Annotated in this window: 21 protein-coding genes; 11 read left to right on the forward strand and 10 right to left on the reverse strand. The window is 59.6% G+C overall.

Annotation, left to right across the window (positions count from 1 at the left end; translation table 11 throughout):
* Nucleotides 1-85 precede the first annotated feature (85 nt).
* The 3 genes from typA (at nt 86) to ppa (ending at nt 3,314) form a co-directional block, all read left to right on the forward strand.
* Nucleotides 86-1,915 carry a translational GTPase TypA gene (gene typA, locus ACZ5FP_RS01870; protein ID WP_105734256.1) on the forward strand — a complete coding sequence of 610 codons (1,830 nt, stop codon included), beginning with the start codon at nt 86-88 and terminating at the stop codon, nt 1,913-1,915.
* A gap of 134 nt (nt 1,916-2,049) precedes the next feature.
* Nucleotides 2,050-2,556: a GNAT family N-acetyltransferase gene (locus ACZ5FP_RS01875; RefSeq protein WP_223613846.1), complete on the forward strand. Its 507-nt coding sequence runs from the start codon at nt 2,050-2,052 to the stop codon at nt 2,554-2,556.
* Between the two features lie 221 nt (nt 2,557-2,777).
* Nucleotides 2,778-3,314, forward strand: a complete 537-nt coding sequence (gene ppa, locus ACZ5FP_RS01880) for an inorganic diphosphatase (protein WP_105734254.1) — start codon at nt 2,778-2,780, stop codon at nt 3,312-3,314.
* Here ppa and ACZ5FP_RS01885 read toward each other — a convergent pair whose 3' ends face one another.
* Together ACZ5FP_RS01885 and ACZ5FP_RS01890 are read right to left on the reverse strand one after the other, a co-directional pair.
* On the reverse strand, nt 3,315-3,638 hold the full coding sequence (locus ACZ5FP_RS01885) for a DUF167 family protein (RefSeq protein WP_464663137.1): 324 nt from the start codon (nt 3,636-3,638) through the stop codon (nt 3,315-3,317).
* Nucleotides 3,639-3,653: 15 nt separating this feature from the next.
* Nucleotides 3,654-3,944: a YggT family protein gene (locus ACZ5FP_RS01890; protein ID WP_223613847.1), complete on the reverse strand. Its 291-nt coding sequence runs from the start codon at nt 3,942-3,944 to the stop codon at nt 3,654-3,656.
* A 313-nt stretch (nt 3,945-4,257) separates the two neighbouring features.
* Here ACZ5FP_RS01890 and ACZ5FP_RS01895 point away from each other — a divergent pair, with 313 nt between their 5' ends.
* A complete protein-coding gene (locus ACZ5FP_RS01895; protein WP_464661811.1) occupies nt 4,258-5,499 on the forward strand; it encodes an MFS transporter in 1,242 nt (413 codons plus the stop codon).
* Between the two features lie 5 nt (nt 5,500-5,504).
* Here ACZ5FP_RS01895 and ACZ5FP_RS01900 read toward each other — a convergent pair whose 3' ends face one another.
* The 6 genes from ACZ5FP_RS01900 to hemC all read right to left on the reverse strand — a co-directional run bounded on the left by ACZ5FP_RS01900 (nt 5,505) and on the right by hemC (nt 11,667).
* A complete protein-coding gene (locus ACZ5FP_RS01900) occupies nt 5,505-6,239 on the reverse strand; it encodes a glutamine amidotransferase (RefSeq protein WP_464661812.1) in 735 nt (244 codons plus the stop codon).
* Nucleotides 6,240-6,249: 10 nt separating this feature from the next.
* A complete protein-coding gene (locus ACZ5FP_RS01905) occupies nt 6,250-6,726 on the reverse strand; it encodes a tellurite resistance TerB family protein (protein WP_105734250.1) in 477 nt (158 codons plus the stop codon).
* A 162-nt stretch (nt 6,727-6,888) separates the two neighbouring features.
* A complete protein-coding gene (locus tag ACZ5FP_RS01910; RefSeq protein ID WP_464661813.1) occupies nt 6,889-8,580 on the reverse strand; it encodes a heme biosynthesis HemY N-terminal domain-containing protein in 1,692 nt (563 codons plus the stop codon).
* A 6-nt stretch (nt 8,581-8,586) separates the two neighbouring features.
* Nucleotides 8,587-9,921: a COG4223 family protein gene (locus ACZ5FP_RS01915; RefSeq protein ID WP_464661815.1), complete on the reverse strand. Its 1,335-nt coding sequence runs from the start codon at nt 9,919-9,921 to the stop codon at nt 8,587-8,589.
* Between the two features lie 91 nt (nt 9,922-10,012).
* Nucleotides 10,013-10,738, reverse strand: a complete 726-nt coding sequence (locus tag ACZ5FP_RS01920) for a uroporphyrinogen-III synthase (protein WP_464661817.1) — start codon at nt 10,736-10,738, stop codon at nt 10,013-10,015.
* The gene (gene hemC, locus ACZ5FP_RS01925; RefSeq protein WP_464661819.1) at nt 10,738-11,667 is read right to left on the reverse strand and encodes a hydroxymethylbilane synthase; all 930 of its coding nucleotides are present in this window, start codon (nt 11,665-11,667) and stop codon (nt 10,738-10,740) included. Before hemC ends, ACZ5FP_RS01920 begins: the two co-directional genes overlap by 1 nt.
* Before the next feature lie 96 nt (nt 11,668-11,763).
* Between hemC and tsaD the strand changes: the two genes are divergently transcribed.
* Genes tsaD through ACZ5FP_RS01950 form a run of 5 tightly spaced genes read left to right on the forward strand, consistent with a single transcriptional unit; the run spans nt 11,764 to nt 15,265 of the window.
* Entirely contained in the window at nt 11,764-12,843 is a 1,080-nt protein-coding gene (gene tsaD / locus ACZ5FP_RS01930; protein WP_288192806.1) for a tRNA (adenosine(37)-N6)-threonylcarbamoyltransferase complex transferase subunit TsaD, read from the forward strand.
* Nucleotides 12,840-13,826 (forward strand): NAD(P)H-dependent glycerol-3-phosphate dehydrogenase, encoded by a 987-nt coding sequence (locus ACZ5FP_RS01935; protein WP_464661821.1) that lies wholly within the window; start codon nt 12,840-12,842, stop codon nt 13,824-13,826. Before tsaD ends, ACZ5FP_RS01935 begins: the two co-directional genes overlap by 4 nt.
* Nucleotides 13,827-13,856: 30 nt before the next feature.
* Nucleotides 13,857-14,147, forward strand: a complete 291-nt coding sequence (locus ACZ5FP_RS01940) for a YciI-like protein (protein WP_346305192.1) — start codon at nt 13,857-13,859, stop codon at nt 14,145-14,147.
* Between the two features lie 8 nt (nt 14,148-14,155).
* On the forward strand, nt 14,156-14,584 hold the full coding sequence (locus ACZ5FP_RS01945) for an EVE domain-containing protein (RefSeq protein ID WP_105734242.1): 429 nt from the start codon (nt 14,156-14,158) through the stop codon (nt 14,582-14,584).
* A 9-nt stretch (nt 14,585-14,593) separates the two neighbouring features.
* Nucleotides 14,594-15,265 (forward strand): class I SAM-dependent methyltransferase, encoded by a 672-nt coding sequence (locus ACZ5FP_RS01950; protein ID WP_464661823.1) that lies wholly within the window; start codon nt 14,594-14,596, stop codon nt 15,263-15,265.
* 7 nt (nt 15,266-15,272) lie between these two features.
* On the opposite strand, the gene ACZ5FP_RS01955 is transcribed toward ACZ5FP_RS01950, so the two are convergent.
* Entirely contained in the window at nt 15,273-15,806 is a 534-nt protein-coding gene (locus ACZ5FP_RS01955) for a L,D-transpeptidase family protein (RefSeq protein WP_464661825.1), read from the reverse strand.
* 129 nt (nt 15,807-15,935) lie between these two features.
* Here ACZ5FP_RS01955 and ACZ5FP_RS01960 point away from each other — a divergent pair, with 129 nt between their 5' ends.
* Nucleotides 15,936-16,619 (forward strand): response regulator transcription factor, encoded by a 684-nt coding sequence (locus ACZ5FP_RS01960; protein WP_091879514.1) that lies wholly within the window; start codon nt 15,936-15,938, stop codon nt 16,617-16,619.
* A gap of 38 nt (nt 16,620-16,657) precedes the next feature.
* On the forward strand, nt 16,658-17,116 hold the full coding sequence (locus ACZ5FP_RS01965; RefSeq protein WP_464661827.1) for a cyclic nucleotide-binding domain-containing protein: 459 nt from the start codon (nt 16,658-16,660) through the stop codon (nt 17,114-17,116).
* A gap of 15 nt (nt 17,117-17,131) precedes the next feature.
* On the opposite strand, the gene ACZ5FP_RS01970 is transcribed toward ACZ5FP_RS01965, so the two are convergent.
* On the reverse strand, nt 17,132-17,938 hold the full coding sequence (locus ACZ5FP_RS01970) for an exodeoxyribonuclease III (protein WP_464661829.1): 807 nt from the start codon (nt 17,936-17,938) through the stop codon (nt 17,132-17,134).
* Between the last annotated feature and the right edge of the window lie 66 nt (nt 17,939-18,004).

Below are 18,004 nucleotides of genomic sequence, written 5' to 3' on the forward strand. Positions count from 1 at the left end.
CATTTGCGAAAAAACATGTAAGGAGCGCGCAAATGCAAAGCGGCGCCAGCATGTGTGCGTCCTCAATCCTCCAAAAGAGAAACTCATGAAACTGCGCAACATCGCGATCATCGCACACGTTGACCATGGCAAAACCACGCTTGTCGACGAACTTCTGAAACAGTCCGGCAATTTCCGTGACAACCAGCGCGTTGCCGAACGCATGATGGATTCGAACGACATCGAAAAGGAACGCGGGATCACCATTCTCGCCAAGGCCACTTCGGTTGTCTGGAAGGACGCACGCATCAACATCGTCGATACGCCCGGCCACGCCGACTTCGGCGGCGAAGTCGAACGTATCCTCAGCATGGTGGACGGCGCGATCGTTCTCGTTGACGCTGCCGAAGGCCCGATGCCCCAGACCAAATTCGTGGTCGGCAAGGCTCTCAAGGTTGGCCTGCGCCCGATCGTTGCGATCAACAAGATCGACCGCCCGGATGCGCGTTACGAGGAAGTCGTCAACGAGGTCTTCGATCTCTTTGCCGCTCTGGATGCCACCGACGAACAGCTCGACTTCCCGATCCTCTACGGTTCAGGCCGCAATGGCTGGATGGCACGCAACCCGGAAGGTCCGCAGGACCAGGGTCTGTCCGCCCTCTTCGACATGGTTCTCGAACATGTGCCAGCGCCAACGGTCGGCGAAGGCCCGTTCAAGATGATCGGTACGATTCTCGAAGCCGATCCTTTCCTTGGCCGCATCATCACCGGCCGCATCCATTCCGGCACGGTCAAGTCGAACCAGCAGGTCAAGGTCCTGCACGGCGACGGCACCCAGCTTGAAACCGGCCGCATCTCCAAGATCCTCGCATTCCGCGGTCTTGAGCGCCAGCCGATCGACGAAGCCCATGCGGGCGACATCGTAGCCATTGCCGGTCTGCAGAAGGGCACGGTTGCCGATACATTCTGCGCGACGGAAGTCACCGAACCTCTGCATGCGCAGCCGATCGATCCGCCGACAGTGACCATGTCCTTCATCGTCAACGATTCTCCGCTGGCCGGCACCGAAGGCGACAAGGTCACCAGCCGCGTCATCCGCGACCGCCTCCTCAAGGAAGCTGAAGGCAATGTTGCGCTGAAGGTCGAGGAATCCGGCGACAAGGATTCGTTCTTCGTATCGGGCCGCGGCGAATTGCAGCTCGCCGTTCTCATCGAGAACATGCGCCGCGAAGGTTTCGAGCTTGGCGTATCGCGTCCGCGCGTCGTCATGCAGAAGGACGAGAACGGCAATATGCTCGAGCCCATCGAGGAAGTGCTGATCGACGTCGACGAGGAATATTCCGGCACGGTCGTGCAGAAGATGTCCGAGCGCAAGGCTGAAATGGTCGAACTGCGTCCATCCGGCGGCAATCGCGTCCGCATGGTTTTCTACGCGCCGACCCGCGGCCTCATCGGCTATCAGTCGGAACTTCTGACCGATACACGCGGTACGGCGATCATGAACCGCCTGTTCCGCGCCTACGAGCCCTTCAAGGGCGAAATCTCCGGCCGCAACAACGGCGTTCTGATCTCCAACGACCAGGGTGAATCCGTTGCCTTCGCCATGTGGAACCTTGAAGATCGCGGCCCGATGGTTATCGAAGCCGGCGTCAAGGTCTATGCCGGCATGATCATCGGCATCCACTCGCGCGACAACGACCTGGAAGTGAACGTGCTCAAGGGCAAGAAGCTCACCAACATCCGCGCTGCCGGCAAGGATGAAGCCGTCAAGCTGACACCGCCGATCCGCATGACGCTGGAACGCGCCCTGTCGTGGATTCAGGATGACGAATTGGTGGAAGTCACGCCGAAGTCCATCCGCCTGCGCAAGCTCTACCTCGATCCAAACGAACGCAAGCGTTTTGAAAAGAGCAACAAGACAGCTGGCGCCGCATAAGGCGAAGATGTGACAGCTTAACAATCGGAGAAAGCGGCGATTTTCGCCGCTTTTTCTTTTTGGTGCACGACACGAAAAATCGTTTTGAAAGCCAGTTGCGAAGTCCCAGTGCCCGGGTCTATGGTTAAGAAACCATGAACACCCATGTGACCGAGATCAGACGTGCAGAACTGGCCGATGCGGGCGCAATTTCCGCCGTGCATCTGGCTGCCTGGCAAGGTGCCTATACGGGTATCATTCCGCATCGTTCGCTCAATACCATGCTGCATCGCCGCGGTGCGGACTGGTGGGCAAGAGCCATTCGCCGCTCCACGCAAATTCTCGTCGCCGACATTGGCGGCGTTGTCGCCGGCTATGCCACGCTAGGCCCCAACCGGGCGCGGCAGCTGCCGCAGAAAGGCGAAGTCTACGAACTCTATATCCGTCCCGAGTATCAGGGACTGGGTCTTGGAACACGGCTCCTGGGCGCCTCGCGCCGCAGCCTCATCGATCAGGGGCTGAAGGGCATGGTCGTCTGGGCGCTTGAGGACAATGATCTTGCGGTCAGCTTCTATGCCAGCGCCGGCGGCAAGGACGTGGCCGAAGGCGTCGAATGTTTCGAAGGCAAGACACTGAAGAAAATCGCCTTCGTCTGGAATTGATCACCGGAAATGCTTCCCCCCACCCGCGAAGCGGCGGGTCCTCCCGTCATTTCGAAGTGCACTATTTGTTGTGCTGTCTGCCGCTTCGTGGCCTTGCCGGCGCTTATTTCGGTCAATTCAGCCTGCTCCCGCGTTTTCGGGACGTAGATATGCGATGCAATTCTTGCGCCAGGCCGTAAAAATCTTTACAGCACTCCCAAACCAACAAGGACTCTGAAAATATGCGCATTGATGCCATTTCGGTCGGCAATAATCCTCCTGAAGATGTCAACGTAATCATCGAGGTTCCAGTCGGCGGCCAGCCGATCAAATACGAACTCGACAAGGATTCCGGCGCCCTGTTTGTCGACCGGTTCCTGCACACCCCGATGACCTATCCCGGCAATTACGGTTTCGTGCCTCACACCCTGTCGGATGATGGCGATCCGATTGACGTTCTGATCTGCAACACCCGCGCCCTGATGCCCACGAGCGTGATCAACGTGCGCCCCATTGGTGTTCTGGTCATGGAAGACAACAAGGGCCAGGATGAAAAGATCATCGCCGTGCCGTCGCCGCACCTGACACTGCGTTACGAGAAGGTCCACAACTACACGGACCTGCCCGACATCACCCTGAAGCAGATCCAGCATTTCTTCGAACACTACAAGGATCTGGAACCCGGCAAGTGGGTGAAGATCGGTGACTGGGGCGATGAAGATGCGGCCCGCAAGCTGATCACCGAAGCCATCGAGCGTCACAACGCCAAGAAGGCCTGATTATTCCTCGGGCGATCCAAGTGCGGCCAGCTTCATTGCCAGCGCCTCGGGATCGCCCGAAATCTTTACCTGCTTCAGCCGCGATGTGGCGCCTGCGCCAATGGAAACATCCCGTGCTGCAATGCCAAGCCATTTTGCCAGCAGCTTTTCCAGCGCCGCATTGGCCTTTCCATCTTCCGGCACTGCCCGCACGCGCGCTTTCAGATGCGCTCTGCCATCATCCGTTGCTTCAACACCTTCCACCGCGTCTTTGGCTGACTTTGGCGTCAACCGGACAAAGAGCGTGATGCCATCGCGGTCTTTGCGAAAGAAGCCCGCGCGCAAAGCCAAGGCGCTGACTTAAAGCAGCGCTGGCGCAATCGTCGTTGCGAGAAACCGCTGAAGGAAGAAAATGATCAGCAGGAGGATGATGGGCGAGATATCGATGCCGCCCAGATCAGGAATGAACCTGCGTATGGGGCGCAGCGCCGGTTCCGTCACGCGATACAGAAACTCACCAATCGAAGCGACAAAGTGATTGCTTGAATTGATCACGTTGAACGCATGGAGCCATGAGAAAATTGCGCTGGCGATGATGACGTAGGAATAGAGCGTTAGCGCCAGATTGATGGTTTCGAGAAGGGCGAGCATGGGTTTCTCCTGATAATCACGACATGTAGCGATTGGCGTGCTTTCGAGCAAGAGGCAGCAGCTCTCTTGGAGTTGCGTTTGATCTTGCGGTCCCAACCATGGCTGACGCGGGCAGCGTTGTTGTCCGGCAATCACCCGGAAGGTTCTTCCCGGCAAGGACTGAATTCTCAATCCCCCAAGCGTGATTTTGGGCCGGTTGATCCGGCCCATTTTTTCACCCTGCTCAAACGATATAATAATTCATATTTATTGATCCCCCTTCGGCCAGATTTGTTCTAGAAGAGGTTTCCAGATTCCGGAGCCTTTCATCGCAATGTCTCTCTCAGAAACGAATGCGGCGCATGATCGCTATGCCGCCTTTCGCCATTCATCCTTCACACGATACTGGCTGGCACGCTTCTTCGGCTCCTTTGCCATCCAGATCATCAGCGTGTCCGTCGGTTGGCAGATTTACGATCTGACACGCGATCCCTTTGATCTTGGCCTCGTCGGGCTCGTCCAGTTCGCCCCCTCACTGCTGCTGGTTCTCGTCACCGGTGCCGCCGCAGACCGGTTTGGCCGCCGCTTCATCATGGGGGTTGCACTGGGTGCGGAAGTGATCTGCGCCGCGCTGCTGTTGCTGCTGACCCTCACCCACACGTTCACCCCGCTCACAGTCTTTGCCATTCTCGCCGGCTTCGGCGTGGGGCGCGCTTTTCTTGGACCGGCTTCCGCCTCGCTGGTTGTCAATCTGGTGCCAACCGAAGTATTTTCGAACGCCGTATCATGGAACTCTTCCGCCTGGCAGATCGCCACGATTGTGGGCCCAGTGGCCGGCGGCCTGCTCTACGGCCTGTCGCCCGCCATCGCCTACGGCATCGCGACGGTCCTGCTCGCTGCCGCCACGATCTGCATTTTCTCCATCCCAAAACCCGCCCAGCATACGCTTACCGAGAAAAAATCGCTTCAGACGTTGCTGGCGGGCTTTCACTACATCTGGAAAGAGAAAGTTGTTCTCGGCGCGATTTCGCTCGATCTGTTTGCCGTCCTGCTCGGCGGCGCCGTAGCGCTCCTGCCGGTCTATGCCCGGGATATCCTGCAGCTCGGCCCCTGGGGACTCGGGATGCTGCGGGCCGCGCCGGGCATCGGCGCCATTCTGACTGCGCTCTGGCTGGCCGGCCATCCCATTCGCGACCATGCCGGCATGATCATGTTCCTGTTTGTCGCGCTGTTCGGCTTGCTCACCGTCATGTTCGGCGTATCGAACCTCGCATGGCTCTCCATCGCCCTGCTGGCCCTGATGGGCGCGGCTGACATGATCAGCGTCTATATCCGGGAAACCCTCCTGCAACTCTGGACCCCAGACCACGTCCGCGGCCGCGTCAATGCGGTCAACATGGTCTTTGTCGGCGCGTCGAATGAGCTGGGTGAGTTCCGCGCCGGTATCATGGCATCACTGATCGGCACGATCCCTGCCGTCGTCTTCGGCGGTGTCGGCACGATTGCCGTCGCGGGCCTTTGGGCTTACCGGTTCCCGCAATTGCGCAAGGCACGCAACCTGCAGGGCCGGACATAGACGGCCTAAGCCGGAACCGGCGCGCCGAAGATCGTGCCAAGGAAACGCTGGAGCCAGGCTTTCAGCACCGCGTCATAGACCAGCCGGCCTTCCAGATGCTGGCGGCCGTGCTGGGCATTGTTCATGGTGAAGCGTTCCGAGCCACGCACCACCCAGCGCTGCATCATGGCGCGGGTCAGTTCCGCGTGAAACTGCACCCCCCAGGCATTTTCGCCGTAGCGGAAAGCCTGGTTGTGGTAGGCCTTGGCCGTTGCCAGAAGCGTGGCGCTGCGCGGCAGGTCAAAGCCCTCGCGGTGAAAATGATACACCATGGGTGGCCAGTCCATCAGAGCCTTACCGGCCTCGGTGGCTTCGAGTTCATACCAGCCAATTTCCACCAGTCCTTCCGGATGCGGACCGACCGTGCCGCCAAGATGCTTGGCGAGCATCTGCGCACCAAGGCAAATGCCAAGAAAGGGCTTGTTTTCCGCGAGCGGCACGGACAGCCAGTCGGTTTCCCGGTCAACGAATTCATCGGGGTCGTTGGCGCTCATGGGGCCGCCAAAGATGACAGCGCCCGCATGCTCATCCAGCGTCTCGGGCAGCTCATCGCCAAGCGGCGGACGGCGGATATCGAGATCAAAGCCGGATTGCAGCAGCAACTGGCCGACGCGGCCGGGGCTTGAACGTTCCTGATGCAGTACCGTGAGGATTTTCGGGCGCTTCATTTGCCTGTTCTCCATCCAGTCTGTCTGGAACATGCTTCTGATCCTATTCCTCTTGCACCGCCTGCTTGGCGCGAAGGGCTGCCTTCTGCTTCATCGTGACCCGGTCACGGGACGAGACCCCGATCAGTTCCGCAACCCGCCAGACAACATTTTCTTCCAGCTCATGCGCGGATCCGTCGGCAAAAACCACGTCCCACATCAGTTCAATGAAGTGAATTCGCGCCGCTTCGTCAAGATTGCGTTTGAGCACGCTGGTAAAGCTGTAGAGATCGACGGCTTCCTGATCCGCCTGTTCACTGTCCTCAAGGAGACGCTTCAAGGCTTCGCCTTTGAGCCCGTAGGCTTCGGAAATCAGCTGTGACAGGCGCTTGCGTTCCACCTTGCGCCGCTCGCCATCCGCATCCATGACATGAAACATCAGCGCGGCCGCCGCAAGGCGCGGATCATTCCTGGAAAAATGGCCTTTCCCGCTTTCGCCTGAAGGCAAAGCTTTGAAGAAGGTGACAAGGCGGTCCAGCATCAATACAGATCTCTCAGCGTTGTTATCAATGAGCCGAATCAACTGATAGCTTGGCTGACACGGCCCTGCCATTGTGCATCTTGCCGCAAAGACCGCTATTGAAATTAATGTGTTAGGATCGACACACCGGAGCATTTCCGGCCACACCGACCGGAAAAAGCTCTAGAAAAGACGGAACTTCTTGTTGGGCCGGTCTTCCTCGTCGTCAGCCAGCACACCTGGGTCATCCGGCACCGGAATGACCAGTTTTTCTTCCTCACGCTGCATAGTAGCAGGTGCCGTTTCCGCCAGAGACGGCAGGACGGACGCAATGCGTTCATGGGCATGCGGCTCTTCCGGTCTTGCCGCCACGGGCTTCACCGCAGGCTCTGCGGGTACAATTTCCGCGTCCACAATATCGGCATCCGCTTCAACGACACGTGCCGCCGGTTTTTTTGCAGATACCACCACGGACTTCGCCGGGATCAAGGGCTCGGCGGGCTCGCGCCCGGGCGCAGACTGGGCGGGTTTGGCTGCCAGCGCACTGTCGAAATCATCGCGTGCATCGATTACCGTTCCCAATTGCTCGACGGGAACCTTCCACTCGAACGCATTCAGCTTGCCGGTGACCGGCGAAGCGGGAGCCCAGCGCTCCGAAACATAGCCGTCAGCGGTCCAGGCGGGATCGCGGGGCGCTTTGACGGCCCGTGACAGCCACTGGCGCACGCGGCCCTGATCGCCCGTCTGCGCCTCCTCGATATCGGCCAGCAGCAGATAGGCACTTTCGCGCGGCGCCGTGCGCAACACGGTCTCGGCGGCCTCGCGTGCTTCCTTCAATTCACCGGCAGCCAGCGCCGCATGGGCTATGGCCAGGTTCGATTCCGCATGGTGCGGATAGAGCGAAGCCAGATGACGGGCGCGTTTCAGACGATCGAACACGGAATCTCCCAGGCGCGCATGCACGTAGGTTTCCGCCACTTCCGGGTGTGGCTGCTTCTTCCACACATGCTCCAGAATTTTCGAACCCTTGCGCAGATCGGCCTGCTGGAACAGCACTTTTGCTGCGATAATGGCGGCCGGGATCAGATCGGGCGCAAGCTTGTTCGCCTCGATGGCAATGGGTTTCGACCCGACCGGATCACTTTCGAACGTATCGAGCGCCTTGGCGGTCAGAAGAACGGCACGTTCCCGCTTTGCCGTGTCCTTGTCGATCTGCTTGGTGGCTTTCTGGGTCTCCAGCAATTCCAGCGCACCATCCCAATCGCCATGGGCGGTTTTTTGGCCAAGGGCCGCCGTGGCGGCCCATTCGACGTTGGGTGCCAGAAGCGCTGCCTGTTCGGCATATTGCAGCGACGCATCCCGCGCACCAAGGCGTTGCGCTTCGAGATAAAGCCCGCGCAGGCCGAGCAGCTTGGTCTCCGGGTCATCCAGCATCGCCTGGAATTTCGCCCTGGCATCGTCCGAACGGCCTTCCAGCATGGCGGCCTGCGCGTCCAGAAGCTTGATCAGCGGCTCCTGATCGACGTTGAGGAGTTTTTCCGCCTGTTTGATCATGCGCCGGGCCGTTTGCCCGTCTCCCGCACCCGCTGCAATCAGACCTGTGGACAGGGATTGATAGCCGCGATCACGCTTGCGGGCCCGGAAATGGCGGCGCAGGGCATAAGGCGAGCCAACAACGCTCTTGATGATCCACCAGACCAGCATGACAGCGGCCACAAGCGCCACGATGGCGGACGCGGCCACCATGAGGCTGACCTTGTGCTGCATCCCGGCAAAGGTGACGACGAGATCACCCGGCCGGTCGGCGAGCCATGCAAAACCAAACCCCAGCACCAGAACGACGACAAGGAAGGACAGAACTTTGATCATGGTCATCTTCCCTTACTGCGCCGCAGCCGGCATCTTCATGCCGGTCAATGCATTGGAGAGCGACTTGGAAACGATCTCGCCTGCCTTTTGACGCGTGCGCATGGCATTGGCGAAATCGGTCGAGACGGCTTTGGCCGATTCGGGCAGCTTATCCCATTCGGCAATGGCCGCAGGCAGATCACCGCCATTGAGATGCGCCTCTATGCGTGCGGTGATGGCAGCAACGCCTTCACCCTCGACAAGGCCCACAGGACGCGATTCCACCAGTGCACTGGCGCTTGCCCATAGCCGGTCGACAATACCCGCATTGGGATCAACCGTTCGCGTCGTCGCAATGATTTTTGTCGCCACGTCGCCGAACTGGCTTGCCAGCATGCTGACGGTCGGAACGCCGGCCGAAGCGGCAGTACGCAGCCCCTCGGCATCAGCCGAGGCCGGCGCGACAGCAAGATATGTGTCGAGCTCCGCCGCAAAAGGCCCGCCCCGGTCGATCGCCGACTTCAGGCCGGTGGCGGCGATGGCCAGTGCCATGGTGTTCTGGCCGGCATTGTCCTGCACCTTCGTTTCCAGCGCATCGAGCCGCGTCTGCAAGGCTGCTGACGTCTGTGCCTCCCCCGCAAGTGCGCCGGCGGCTTGCTCTGCCTTCTGCTGACTGGCGGTCAGTTGCGTTTCGAGCGATGCGATACGCGCATCGATGGCACTGGTGTCAACAGAACTACCTGTGCCGGCAGCCTTGGTCTGGGCATCCGCCAGGGTTTGCTTCAAGGCTTTTACGTCGGCGGCAATGCCGGACACTTGACCCAGGGCCTGCTTGGCATTTTCCACGGCGCCGTTCAATGCAACCTGTGCACCTTCATCGAGACTGGGCTTCACCGGAGCGGCGGCGCGCAATTCGGCAATCTGTTGCTCCACAGTTGAAAGGTCGGCTTTGGGCGATGGCAATACGCCAGCCCATTGCAGCGCGGCCGCACCAAGCAATGCCACCACACCGCCGATGAGACCGGCCGTCAAACGTCCAAGCGGATCGCCCGTCTTGGGCGCAGCAGCAACGGATGCAGGAGCCGCTGGTGTTGACGCTTCGGCAGATGGCGGCCGGCCAAACGACGTGCCCTGTTGCAATGTCTCATCTGCCTTCGCTGTTTCGGCGCTGGCCGCAGAAGCCGCTTTTGCCGGCTCGTCTTTCGGCGGCTGTGGCTTGGCATCCATCGTCGGGCTGAAGCCGACCGGCTCCGGCTGCGGCACGTTCGTACTAGCCGGTGCACTTTTCACAATATCCGATGGCTCCAGTTCTATCGTCACAGGCTTCCGGGCTGACTTGGAATGACGGGGAACGGATGATTTGGCCATGGACACTCTCTTCAGAACAATTGGGTTGACTGAAACCCCAAGCTAGCAGGGAAGTTCCGCTTCGGAAACGTCATGCAGTGACGAATGCGGTTCACCTATCGTCCTGCGTCCCTCCCAGGAGGTCAAACAGTGCGTCTTCATCCGGCCTGCGGGCGATCCTGACCGACGGTTTGTTGAAGCCCTTGAGGTCATCGGCAATACGCTGCGACAGGCATAAAAAGAGCGTATTATCAAAGAGATGCGTCAATCCTGCGGCCTCGGCTAAAGTTGACAGGACGCCTGCACTCATGCGCGAATAGAGCAGACAGCAATCAATATTTCTTGAGCCGAGCGTTTTGGTCAAAAACTCAGTTGTATAACTGACTGAAATTGTGTCGTAGACCGATATCGAAGCGCAACGGAACCCTGCTTTCGCCACGGCGCGCTCAAAGCCCGGCGACCTGACGTGACCAGTCAGATAAAGCAGGGAGTCACTTGAACACAGCTCTTCAATGATCGTTTCCGCCAGCGATTCTCCATCGCCATCCCCCGTTGTCACCGTCTCAAAGCCACGGGCGCGTGCCGCATCCGCGGTTGCCTCACCCACGGTGAAACAGGGCAATTGGAGATACGGCGCAAGCAACGCTTCGCTGGCGTGGACCAGCGCATTGGCGCTTGTGGCGACAAACGCATTGAATGTGCCTTCAGGCGCTGCCGGGTTCAGGGGAACAATTTCCGTGAGCGGCAGCAGCATGGGCACGTAACCCTGCACGCGCAGCCGGTCGGCGGTTCTGGTCGCAGCTGGCAGGGGCCGTGTAACCAGAACAGTTTTTTCCATCAGAGCCAATCCGTAAAGAAATGCGCTCCAGCCTTTGCCCTGACGCGTGCGGCCGCATCCCGCCCGATGGCGGCTGCATCCGCCACATCGCCCTCGCCGGTCACTTCATGGGCTTCCGAACCATCCGGCAGCAGGATCATGCCGTGGAAGGTCAGGACGTTGCCGGAAATCGTCGCAAGACCCGCGATGGGTGTGCGGCAGGAACCATCGAGCGTGCCGAGGAACGCGCGTTCACAGGCCAGCGCCGTCGAGGTTGCAAAATGATTGAGCGGCGCGACCAGCGCGTCAATTCGCGCATCGCCGATTCGGGTTTCCAGCGTGATCGCCCCCTGTCCGGGTGCTGGTGGAAAGCTTGCCACATCCATCAGGGCGGTCGCGACATCGCCAAGACCAAGGCGGCGCAAACCCGCATAGGCCAGGAAAGTGGCATCCACATCACCATCGGCCAGCTTGCGCAGGCGCGTTTCCACATTGCCGCGAAAGTTCACAACCTTCAGATCCGGCCGCGATTTGAGAATCAAGGCCTGGCGCCGCAGCGAGGCAGAGCCGACAACCGCACCCAAAGGCAATTCCGCCAGCGTTTTCACGCTGCGGCCGATGAAGGCATCGCGCGGATCTTCGCGCTCCAGAAAAACCGAGAGATGCAGCCCCTCTGGCAGGAAAGTCGGCATATCCTTGGACGAATGCACGGCCAGATCAATGCGGCCATCCGCCAGCTGCTCTTCGATTTCAAGGGTGAACAGGCCCTTGCCGCCAACCTCCGACAGCGGACGATCCTGAATCCGGTCGCCGCTGGTTGAAATCACCACGATCTCGATGTCGTCTTCGCGCAGGCCATGGGCTTTAACCAGCCGATCACACGTCTCACGGGCTTGTGCGAGTGCAAGCGCACTCCCACGTGTACCGATCTTGAGCGTTTTTGTTTGCATTAGTCGCAGTCCGTGTTACGCGAGTTTGAATTATCCGGCCCTAACTAACGGGCTTTTGTGCAACGGGCAATGCGGCGAAGGATGTCAGGGTCATCGATGCGGGTTTTGGGCATAGAAACAAGCTGTGACGAAACGGCAGCTGCGGTCGTTGAGCGCGACCACAACGGTCACGGACGGATTCTCTCCAACGTGGTTCTGAGCCAGATTGACGACCATGCGCCCTATGGCGGCGTCGTGCCGGAGATTGCCGCGCGCGCTCACGTGGAAGTGCTCGACCGGCTGATCGGACAGGCGCTGCATGAAGCCCACATGACCCTGGATGAGGTTGATGCGGTGGCAGCAACCGCTGGTCCCGGCCTGATCGGCGGGCTGATCGTCGGCCTCATGACCGGCAAAGCCATTGCCATGGCCGCGCAAAAGCCGTTTTACGCCATCAATCATCTCGAAGGTCATGCCCTGACCCCCCGTCTGACCGACCAGATCGATTTTCCCTATCTGCTTCTCCTTGTTTCCGGCGGCCATACCCAGATGGTGCTGGTCAAGGGCCTCGGCGATTATGAACGGCTTGGCACGACCATTGACGATGCCCTCGGCGAAGCCTTTGACAAAACAGCAAAACTGCTTGGCTTGCCCTATCCCGGCGGTCCCGAAGTGGAAAAGGCGGCGCAATCCGGCGATTCCAGCCGCTTTTCCCTGCCAAGGCCGCTCAAGGGCGAGGAGCGGCTCGACTTCTCCTTCTCCGGCCTGAAGACGGCCGTGCGCCAACTGGCAACCACACTGGAACCGCTGTCGCAGACGGATGTGAACGATATCTGCGCCGCGTTTCAGGCTGCCGTTGCCGATACGCTGAATGACCGCGTATCGCGCTCGCTTGCCCGTTTCCGCGCCAGATTTCCTGATGTGAAGGAACCCGCGCTGGTCGTCGCCGGCGGTGTTGCCGCCAACAAGGTCCTGCGGACCTGCCTGCAGGACCTGTGCTCCGGCAACGGCTTCCGCTTCATTGCGCCGCCCATGGCGCTGTGCACCGATAATGCGGCGATGATCGCCTGGGCCGGGGTGGAGCGGGCTGGACATATGGCCGCCGATTCGCTCGATATCGCGCCGCGCTCACGCTGGCCGCTGGACATGCAATCCGCCCCCCTGATCGGTGCCGGGCGCCGGGGAGCCAAGGCATGAGTTCCAGACATCACATTGCAGTCCTCGGTGGGGGTGCCTGGGGCACGGCCCTTGGCGCCATGGCAGCGCAAAATGGACATGATGTGCGCCTTTACGCCCGCGACGCCGCCATCGTTCATTCCATCAACGCGCTTCATCGCAATGAAACCTACCTTCCGGGCATTGACCTGCCAGCGTCATTGACTGCCAGTACGGACGCAGCGAGCGTACTTTCGGGCAGCGATTTCATTCTTTGCGTCATTCCGGCGCAGGCCATGGCAGGCGCTCTCGAGGAGTTGAAGCCCCTGATCCCGAGGGCCGTGCCGCTGATCATCTGCGCCAAGGGTATTGATCGCAAACGCGGGCTGCTGATGTCCAGCCTGGTCGGGGAGATCATCCCGGATCAGCTGATCGCCGCTCTGTCCGGCCCCAGCTTTGCCAGCGACGTGGCAAGAGGCCTGCCAACCGCCGTAACCGTTGCTGCCGAAAGTCAGGCCGTGGCAGACCGCATTGCGCTGGCCCTTTCGGGTCCGACATTTCGCTGTTACTCGACGGACGACCTTGTCGGCGTCGAGATCGGCGGCTCCCTGAAAAACGTGCTTGCCATTGCCGCCGGTGCGGCCATTGGCCGGGGTTTTGGCGCCAGCGCGCAGGCGGCGCTTGTCACGCGCGGCTTTGTCGAATTGCGGCGGGTGGGTCATGCACTGGGTGCCCGGCCGGAGACGATCATGGGCCTGTCCGGCCTCGGCGATCTGCTGCTCTCCTGTTCGACCTCCCAGTCGCGCAACTATTCCTACGGCCTTGCCCTCGGCCGGGGCGATGACTTGACCGGCAGGCCGCTGGCGGAAGGCGTGGCGACGGCGGCTATTGCCGCGGAGCTGGTCGCCCGGCACTCTATCGAAGCTCCCATCATCGAAGCGGTTGCGCGCATTCTGGACCGCAGTATTACCATTGACGAGGCGGTCGAAGCTCTGCTTGCAAGACCACTGAAAAACGAAGATTAGAAATCTGATTGTCCGTATCGGAGAAACCGAATGCTCTACGCTCTACTTTGCAACGACAAGCCCGGCCATCTGCAGGTGCGTCTCGATACCCGCGCCGCGCATCTTGACTATCTCAATGGTCTTGGCGACCGCCTGAAATTCGCGGGGCCTTTCCTCGGGGACGATTCCAAGCCCAACGGCAGTCTGGTTGTGATCGAAGCTTCTGATGTCGCCGGTGCCCGGGAAATCGCCGCAAACGACCCCTATGCCAAGGCTGGTCTGTTTGCATCGGTCGATATCCGCCCATGGAATTGGGCTATCAAGAATCCAGACAGCAAATAGGTTCAAACATGGCATTCTGGCTTTTCAAATCCGAACCCGATGCATGGTCCTGGGAGAAACAGAAGGAAGCGGGCGCCAAGGGTACCGAATGGACCGGCGTGCGCAATTATCTCGCGCGCAACAATATGCGCGCCATGCAATTGGGCGATAAGGGTTTCTTCTATCATTCCAATGAAGGTCTCGAAGTCGTCGGCATCGTCGAAGTCTGCGCGCTGGTGCATCATGATTCGACCACGGACGATCCCCGCTGGGAGTGCGTTGACATCCGTGCGGTCAGGGACGTGCCCAAACCGGTGACGCTCAAGGACGTCAAGGCAAACCCCAAGCTGGAAAAAATGGCCCTCGTCACCTCGATGCGCCTTTCCGTGCAGCCGGTCACTCCGGACGAATGGGAGGAAGTCTGCCGTATGGCCGGGCTTGTTCCCGCGCCCCAATGATCGCCCGTCATGGATGAGCAGGCGCTTGATCCCAACAGCGAACGCTACCGGCGCTTTGTTCGGGCGAACACCACGCTGCAGGCGCCGCCGCATGTGCCGGAGATAAACCTGTATCTGGCCGATGAAGCCCATGATCTCTGGCACAAGACGGAAGAGGAACTGGCGACCATTGGCCTGCCGCCACCGTTCTGGGCATTTGCCTGGGCTGGCGGCCAGGGCGTTGCACGTTACGTTCTCGATCATCCCGATACGGTGAAGAACAGGACCGTTCTCGATTTCGCTTCCGGTTCCGGTCTTGTCGGCATCGCCGCTGCAATGGCCGGTGCGGCACGTGTCACCTCCTGCGACATCGACCCCTTTACCCGCCCGGCCATCCTTCTCAACGCCGATGCCAACCGCGTCGCGGTCGAAACCCTCATTCACGACCTGATCGATACGGACCATGATTGGGACGTCGTCCTGGCCGGCGACGTCTTCTATGAAAAGCCGCTGGCGGACCGGCTCGTCCCATGGTTCACGGCGCTCGCCGCGCGCGGGGCAACCGTGATTGTCGGCGATCCCGGCCGCTCATATTTCCCGAAAAACCTGCTGGAAGAACTGGCGGTCTATGCGGTGCCGGTCACGCGCATCCTCGAAGATTCAGAAGTGAAACGCACCACTGTCTGGCGATTCCACCGCTAGCAGGGCGCTAGCGCAAAACCCGGATAACCGTTTCCGGTGACAGAAATGGGAGCAACCGGTCCATATCCCGTCGATTCAGGGCGATGCAGCCTTCCGTATGGGTATAACCGGGCCGCGCCAGATGAAAGAAGATGGCACTGCCGCCGGAACGCCGCCTTGGCCTGATGTTCCAGTCCATGACGATGCAGACGTCATAGAGATCGTCCTTGCGCCACATGGTTTCATGGCTGGCGCCGTAGGGAATGCGTACCTTGCGATTGTAATTGCGGTCATCACCCACCTCGCACCAGCCGTCGGTGCGGCGCAATGCGTGCAAGTTGAGGCCAGTCGGCGCGATCACCCGTTTGTCGGGGCGTTTGAAACCATAGAGCAGCCGCATGCGCGCCAATGGCGTTCCCCCGTCGCCCTCGCGTTTGAAGGCGGTGATCCCGCCCTTTCCCAAGGCGCAATGCAAAACCATCTGGCCAGCGATCAATTGCCCCCGGCTGCGGTGGCCAGGTTTGCGGCGAACATCGATCATTTTCAACGCAGTGCGACTCATACTTGCCTCATAAAAAGCATTTTTATGTCAGACTGATGCGCCGCATAAGCAATATCAAGCCAGTCCTCTTTCTTTCCGGAACAATTCGACTTAAATTCCAACCACTTCTTTGCACGGGCGGGAAACCATATGACAGCACGCACCATTCTTATCGTCGATGATGATACTGATCTTCGCGCCATCCTGGTCGAGCAGCTGAGCCTCTATGAAGAGTTCCAGATCATCGAGGAAGACAATGCGACCAAGGGTATCCAGTCCGCGCGCAATGGCGTCGTCGATCTCCTGATCATGGATGTGGGCCTTCCCGACATGGACGGGCGGGAAGCGGTCAAGCTTCTGCGCAAAGGCGGGTTCAAGGCACCCGTGATCATGCTCACGGGCCACGACACTGATTCGGATACGATTCTCGGCCTCGAATCAGGCGCCAACGACTATGTCACCAAGCCATTCCGCTTTGCCGTGCTGCTGGCACGCATCCGCGCGCAATTGCGCCAGCATGAACAGAGCGAGGACGCGACCTTCGTTGTCGGCCCGTACACTTTCAAACCCGGCCAGAAAATGCTGATCGACGCCAAGGGCGGCAAGATCAGGCTGACGGAAAAAGAAGTCGCGATTATCAAGTATCTTTACCGTGCCGGCGGCAAGGTCATCACCCGTGATGTGCTGCTGGAAGAGGTCTGGGGCTACAATTCCGGCGTGACGACCCACACGCTGGAGACCCACGTCTACCGGTTGCGACAAAAAATCGAGCACGACCCGTCGAATTCAAGCATACTTGTTACCGAAAGCGGGGGATACAAACTCATTCCTTGATGCCGATCAGGTCAATCTAGGTATATGTCTGTTCTTACATGGCAATTGAAGATGATATTCGCATTCTGGAAACAGTGGGACTGTTCGGGACATTCACCCGCGACCAGTTGCGTCTGCTTGCCTTTGGGACAGAGCGCCTCGTCCTGAGGGAAGGCCGCGAACTCTACCGCGAAGGCCAGTCCGCCGATTGCGCCTATGTGATCGACCGGGGAACCATTTCGCTGTTCCGCGAAGGCCAGTCCGGGCGTGTCGTGCTCAAGAGTGTCGGCCCCGGCGCGGTTCTCGGCGAAATGGCGATCATTGCTCAGACCAAGCGCCTCACCAGCGCGATGGCGGACACGGAAACCGAAGTCATCCGGCTCAATCGCTCGCTGTTCCGGCGTATTCTTGAGGAGTACCCGGAAATTGCCGCCGCGCTCCATACCCAGATTTCCGCAGACCTGAGCGAAATGATCGCGGCAATCAGCCGATATGAGCATCTGTTCGGCAGCCAGTAACGGCCCAAGCGATCTTTAATCCAGATTGAACCGGGCAATGACCGGCACGTGATCGGATGGACGATCCCAGCCGCGCGCTTCGCGCAGGACGGTGATGCTGGCAAGATCATTTTCCAGATCCGGTGACCCCCAGATATGATCGAGACGGCGACCGCGATCAGCCGCAGCCCAATCAGCGGCGCGGTAGCTCCACCACGTATAGATCTTTTCGTGCGGCGGAATGTAATGGCGCATCAGATCGCTCCAGCCGCCGTTCTTGCGCAGGGCCTCGAAGGTTTCCGTCTCGATCGGCGTATGGCTCACAACTTTCAGCAGTTGCTTGTGCGACCACACGTCGGTTTCGAGCGGTGCAATATTCAGATCCCCGACGAGCAACGAGGCATGGCCATCGCCATAAGCGGCATTCATCGCCTTCATTTCTTCGAGAAAGCCGAGCTTGTGCGCGAATTTCGGATTGATGACCGGATCCGGTTCGTCACCGCCCGCAGGCACGTAGAAATTATGGATGCGAAGCCGCTTCGATCCGGCCGTGACAATCGTGCTCAGATGGCGGCAATCGGCAATGTTGCAGAAACCCACCCGCGCCGGGTCCGACAACGGCCGGCGCGAGAGCGTGGCAACGCCGTGATATCCCTTCTGGCCGCTGATCTCGATATGTTCATAGCCGGCCATATGGAAGGCCTCGCGCGGAAAGAGATCATCGGGACATTTCGTCTCCTGCAGACACAGAACGTCCGGCTGGTGATCCCGCAGGAATTGCAGGACCAGATCAAGACGCAGGCGCACGGAATTGATGTTCCAGGTGGCAACGGAGAAAGGCATGGGGGAGGAATCTCGCGATAGAATGGATTGACGCGAGACTAGACCATCTCTGCTGCGATTGAAAAT

This window comes from Phyllobacterium sp. T2-21, assembly GCF_055378485.1.

Excerpts from the sequence above, each read along its gene's own strand:
- ACZ5FP_RS01970 (WP_464661829.1), bottom strand. The coding sequence starts at position 17,938 with ATGCCTTTCTCCGTTGCCACCTGGAACATCAATTCCGTGCGCCTGCGT.
- ACZ5FP_RS01915 (WP_464661815.1), bottom strand. The coding sequence starts at position 9,921 with ATGGCCAAATCATCCGTTCCCCGTCATTCCAAGTCAGCCCGGAAGCCT.
- ACZ5FP_RS01920 (WP_464661817.1), bottom strand. The coding sequence starts at position 10,738 with ATGGAAAAAACTGTTCTGGTTACACGGCCCCTGCCAGCTGCGACCAGA.
- tsaD (WP_288192806.1), top strand. The coding sequence starts at position 11,764 with ATGCGGGTTTTGGGCATAGAAACAAGCTGTGACGAAACGGCAGCTGCG.
- ACZ5FP_RS01945 (WP_105734242.1), top strand. The coding sequence starts at position 14,156 with ATGGCATTCTGGCTTTTCAAATCCGAACCCGATGCATGGTCCTGGGAG.
- ACZ5FP_RS01940 (WP_346305192.1), top strand. The coding sequence starts at position 13,857 with ATGCTCTACGCTCTACTTTGCAACGACAAGCCCGGCCATCTGCAGGTG.
- ACZ5FP_RS01955 (WP_464661825.1), bottom strand. The coding sequence starts at position 15,806 with ATGAGTCGCACTGCGTTGAAAATGATCGATGTTCGCCGCAAACCTGGC.
- ACZ5FP_RS01910 (WP_464661813.1), bottom strand. The coding sequence starts at position 8,580 with ATGACCATGATCAAAGTTCTGTCCTTCCTTGTCGTCGTTCTGGTGCTG.
- ACZ5FP_RS01875 (WP_223613846.1), top strand. The coding sequence starts at position 2,050 with ATGAACACCCATGTGACCGAGATCAGACGTGCAGAACTGGCCGATGCG.
- ACZ5FP_RS01965 (WP_464661827.1), top strand. The coding sequence starts at position 16,658 with ATGGCAATTGAAGATGATATTCGCATTCTGGAAACAGTGGGACTGTTC.
- ACZ5FP_RS01960 (WP_091879514.1), top strand. The coding sequence starts at position 15,936 with ATGACAGCACGCACCATTCTTATCGTCGATGATGATACTGATCTTCGC.
- ACZ5FP_RS01905 (WP_105734250.1), bottom strand. The coding sequence starts at position 6,726 with ATGCTGGACCGCCTTGTCACCTTCTTCAAAGCTTTGCCTTCAGGCGAA.
- ACZ5FP_RS01895 (WP_464661811.1), top strand. The coding sequence starts at position 4,258 with ATGTCTCTCTCAGAAACGAATGCGGCGCATGATCGCTATGCCGCCTTT.
- ACZ5FP_RS01900 (WP_464661812.1), bottom strand. The coding sequence starts at position 6,239 with ATGTTCCAGACAGACTGGATGGAGAACAGGCAAATGAAGCGCCCGAAA.
- ACZ5FP_RS01890 (WP_223613847.1), bottom strand. The coding sequence starts at position 3,944 with ATGCTCGCCCTTCTCGAAACCATCAATCTGGCGCTAACGCTCTATTCC.
- typA (WP_105734256.1), top strand. The coding sequence starts at position 86 with ATGAAACTGCGCAACATCGCGATCATCGCACACGTTGACCATGGCAAA.
- ACZ5FP_RS01950 (WP_464661823.1), top strand. The coding sequence starts at position 14,594 with ATGGATGAGCAGGCGCTTGATCCCAACAGCGAACGCTACCGGCGCTTT.
- ppa (WP_105734254.1), top strand. The coding sequence starts at position 2,778 with ATGCGCATTGATGCCATTTCGGTCGGCAATAATCCTCCTGAAGATGTC.
- hemC (WP_464661819.1), bottom strand. The coding sequence starts at position 11,667 with ATGCAAACAAAAACGCTCAAGATCGGTACACGTGGGAGTGCGCTTGCA.
- ACZ5FP_RS01935 (WP_464661821.1), top strand. The coding sequence starts at position 12,840 with ATGAGTTCCAGACATCACATTGCAGTCCTCGGTGGGGGTGCCTGGGGC.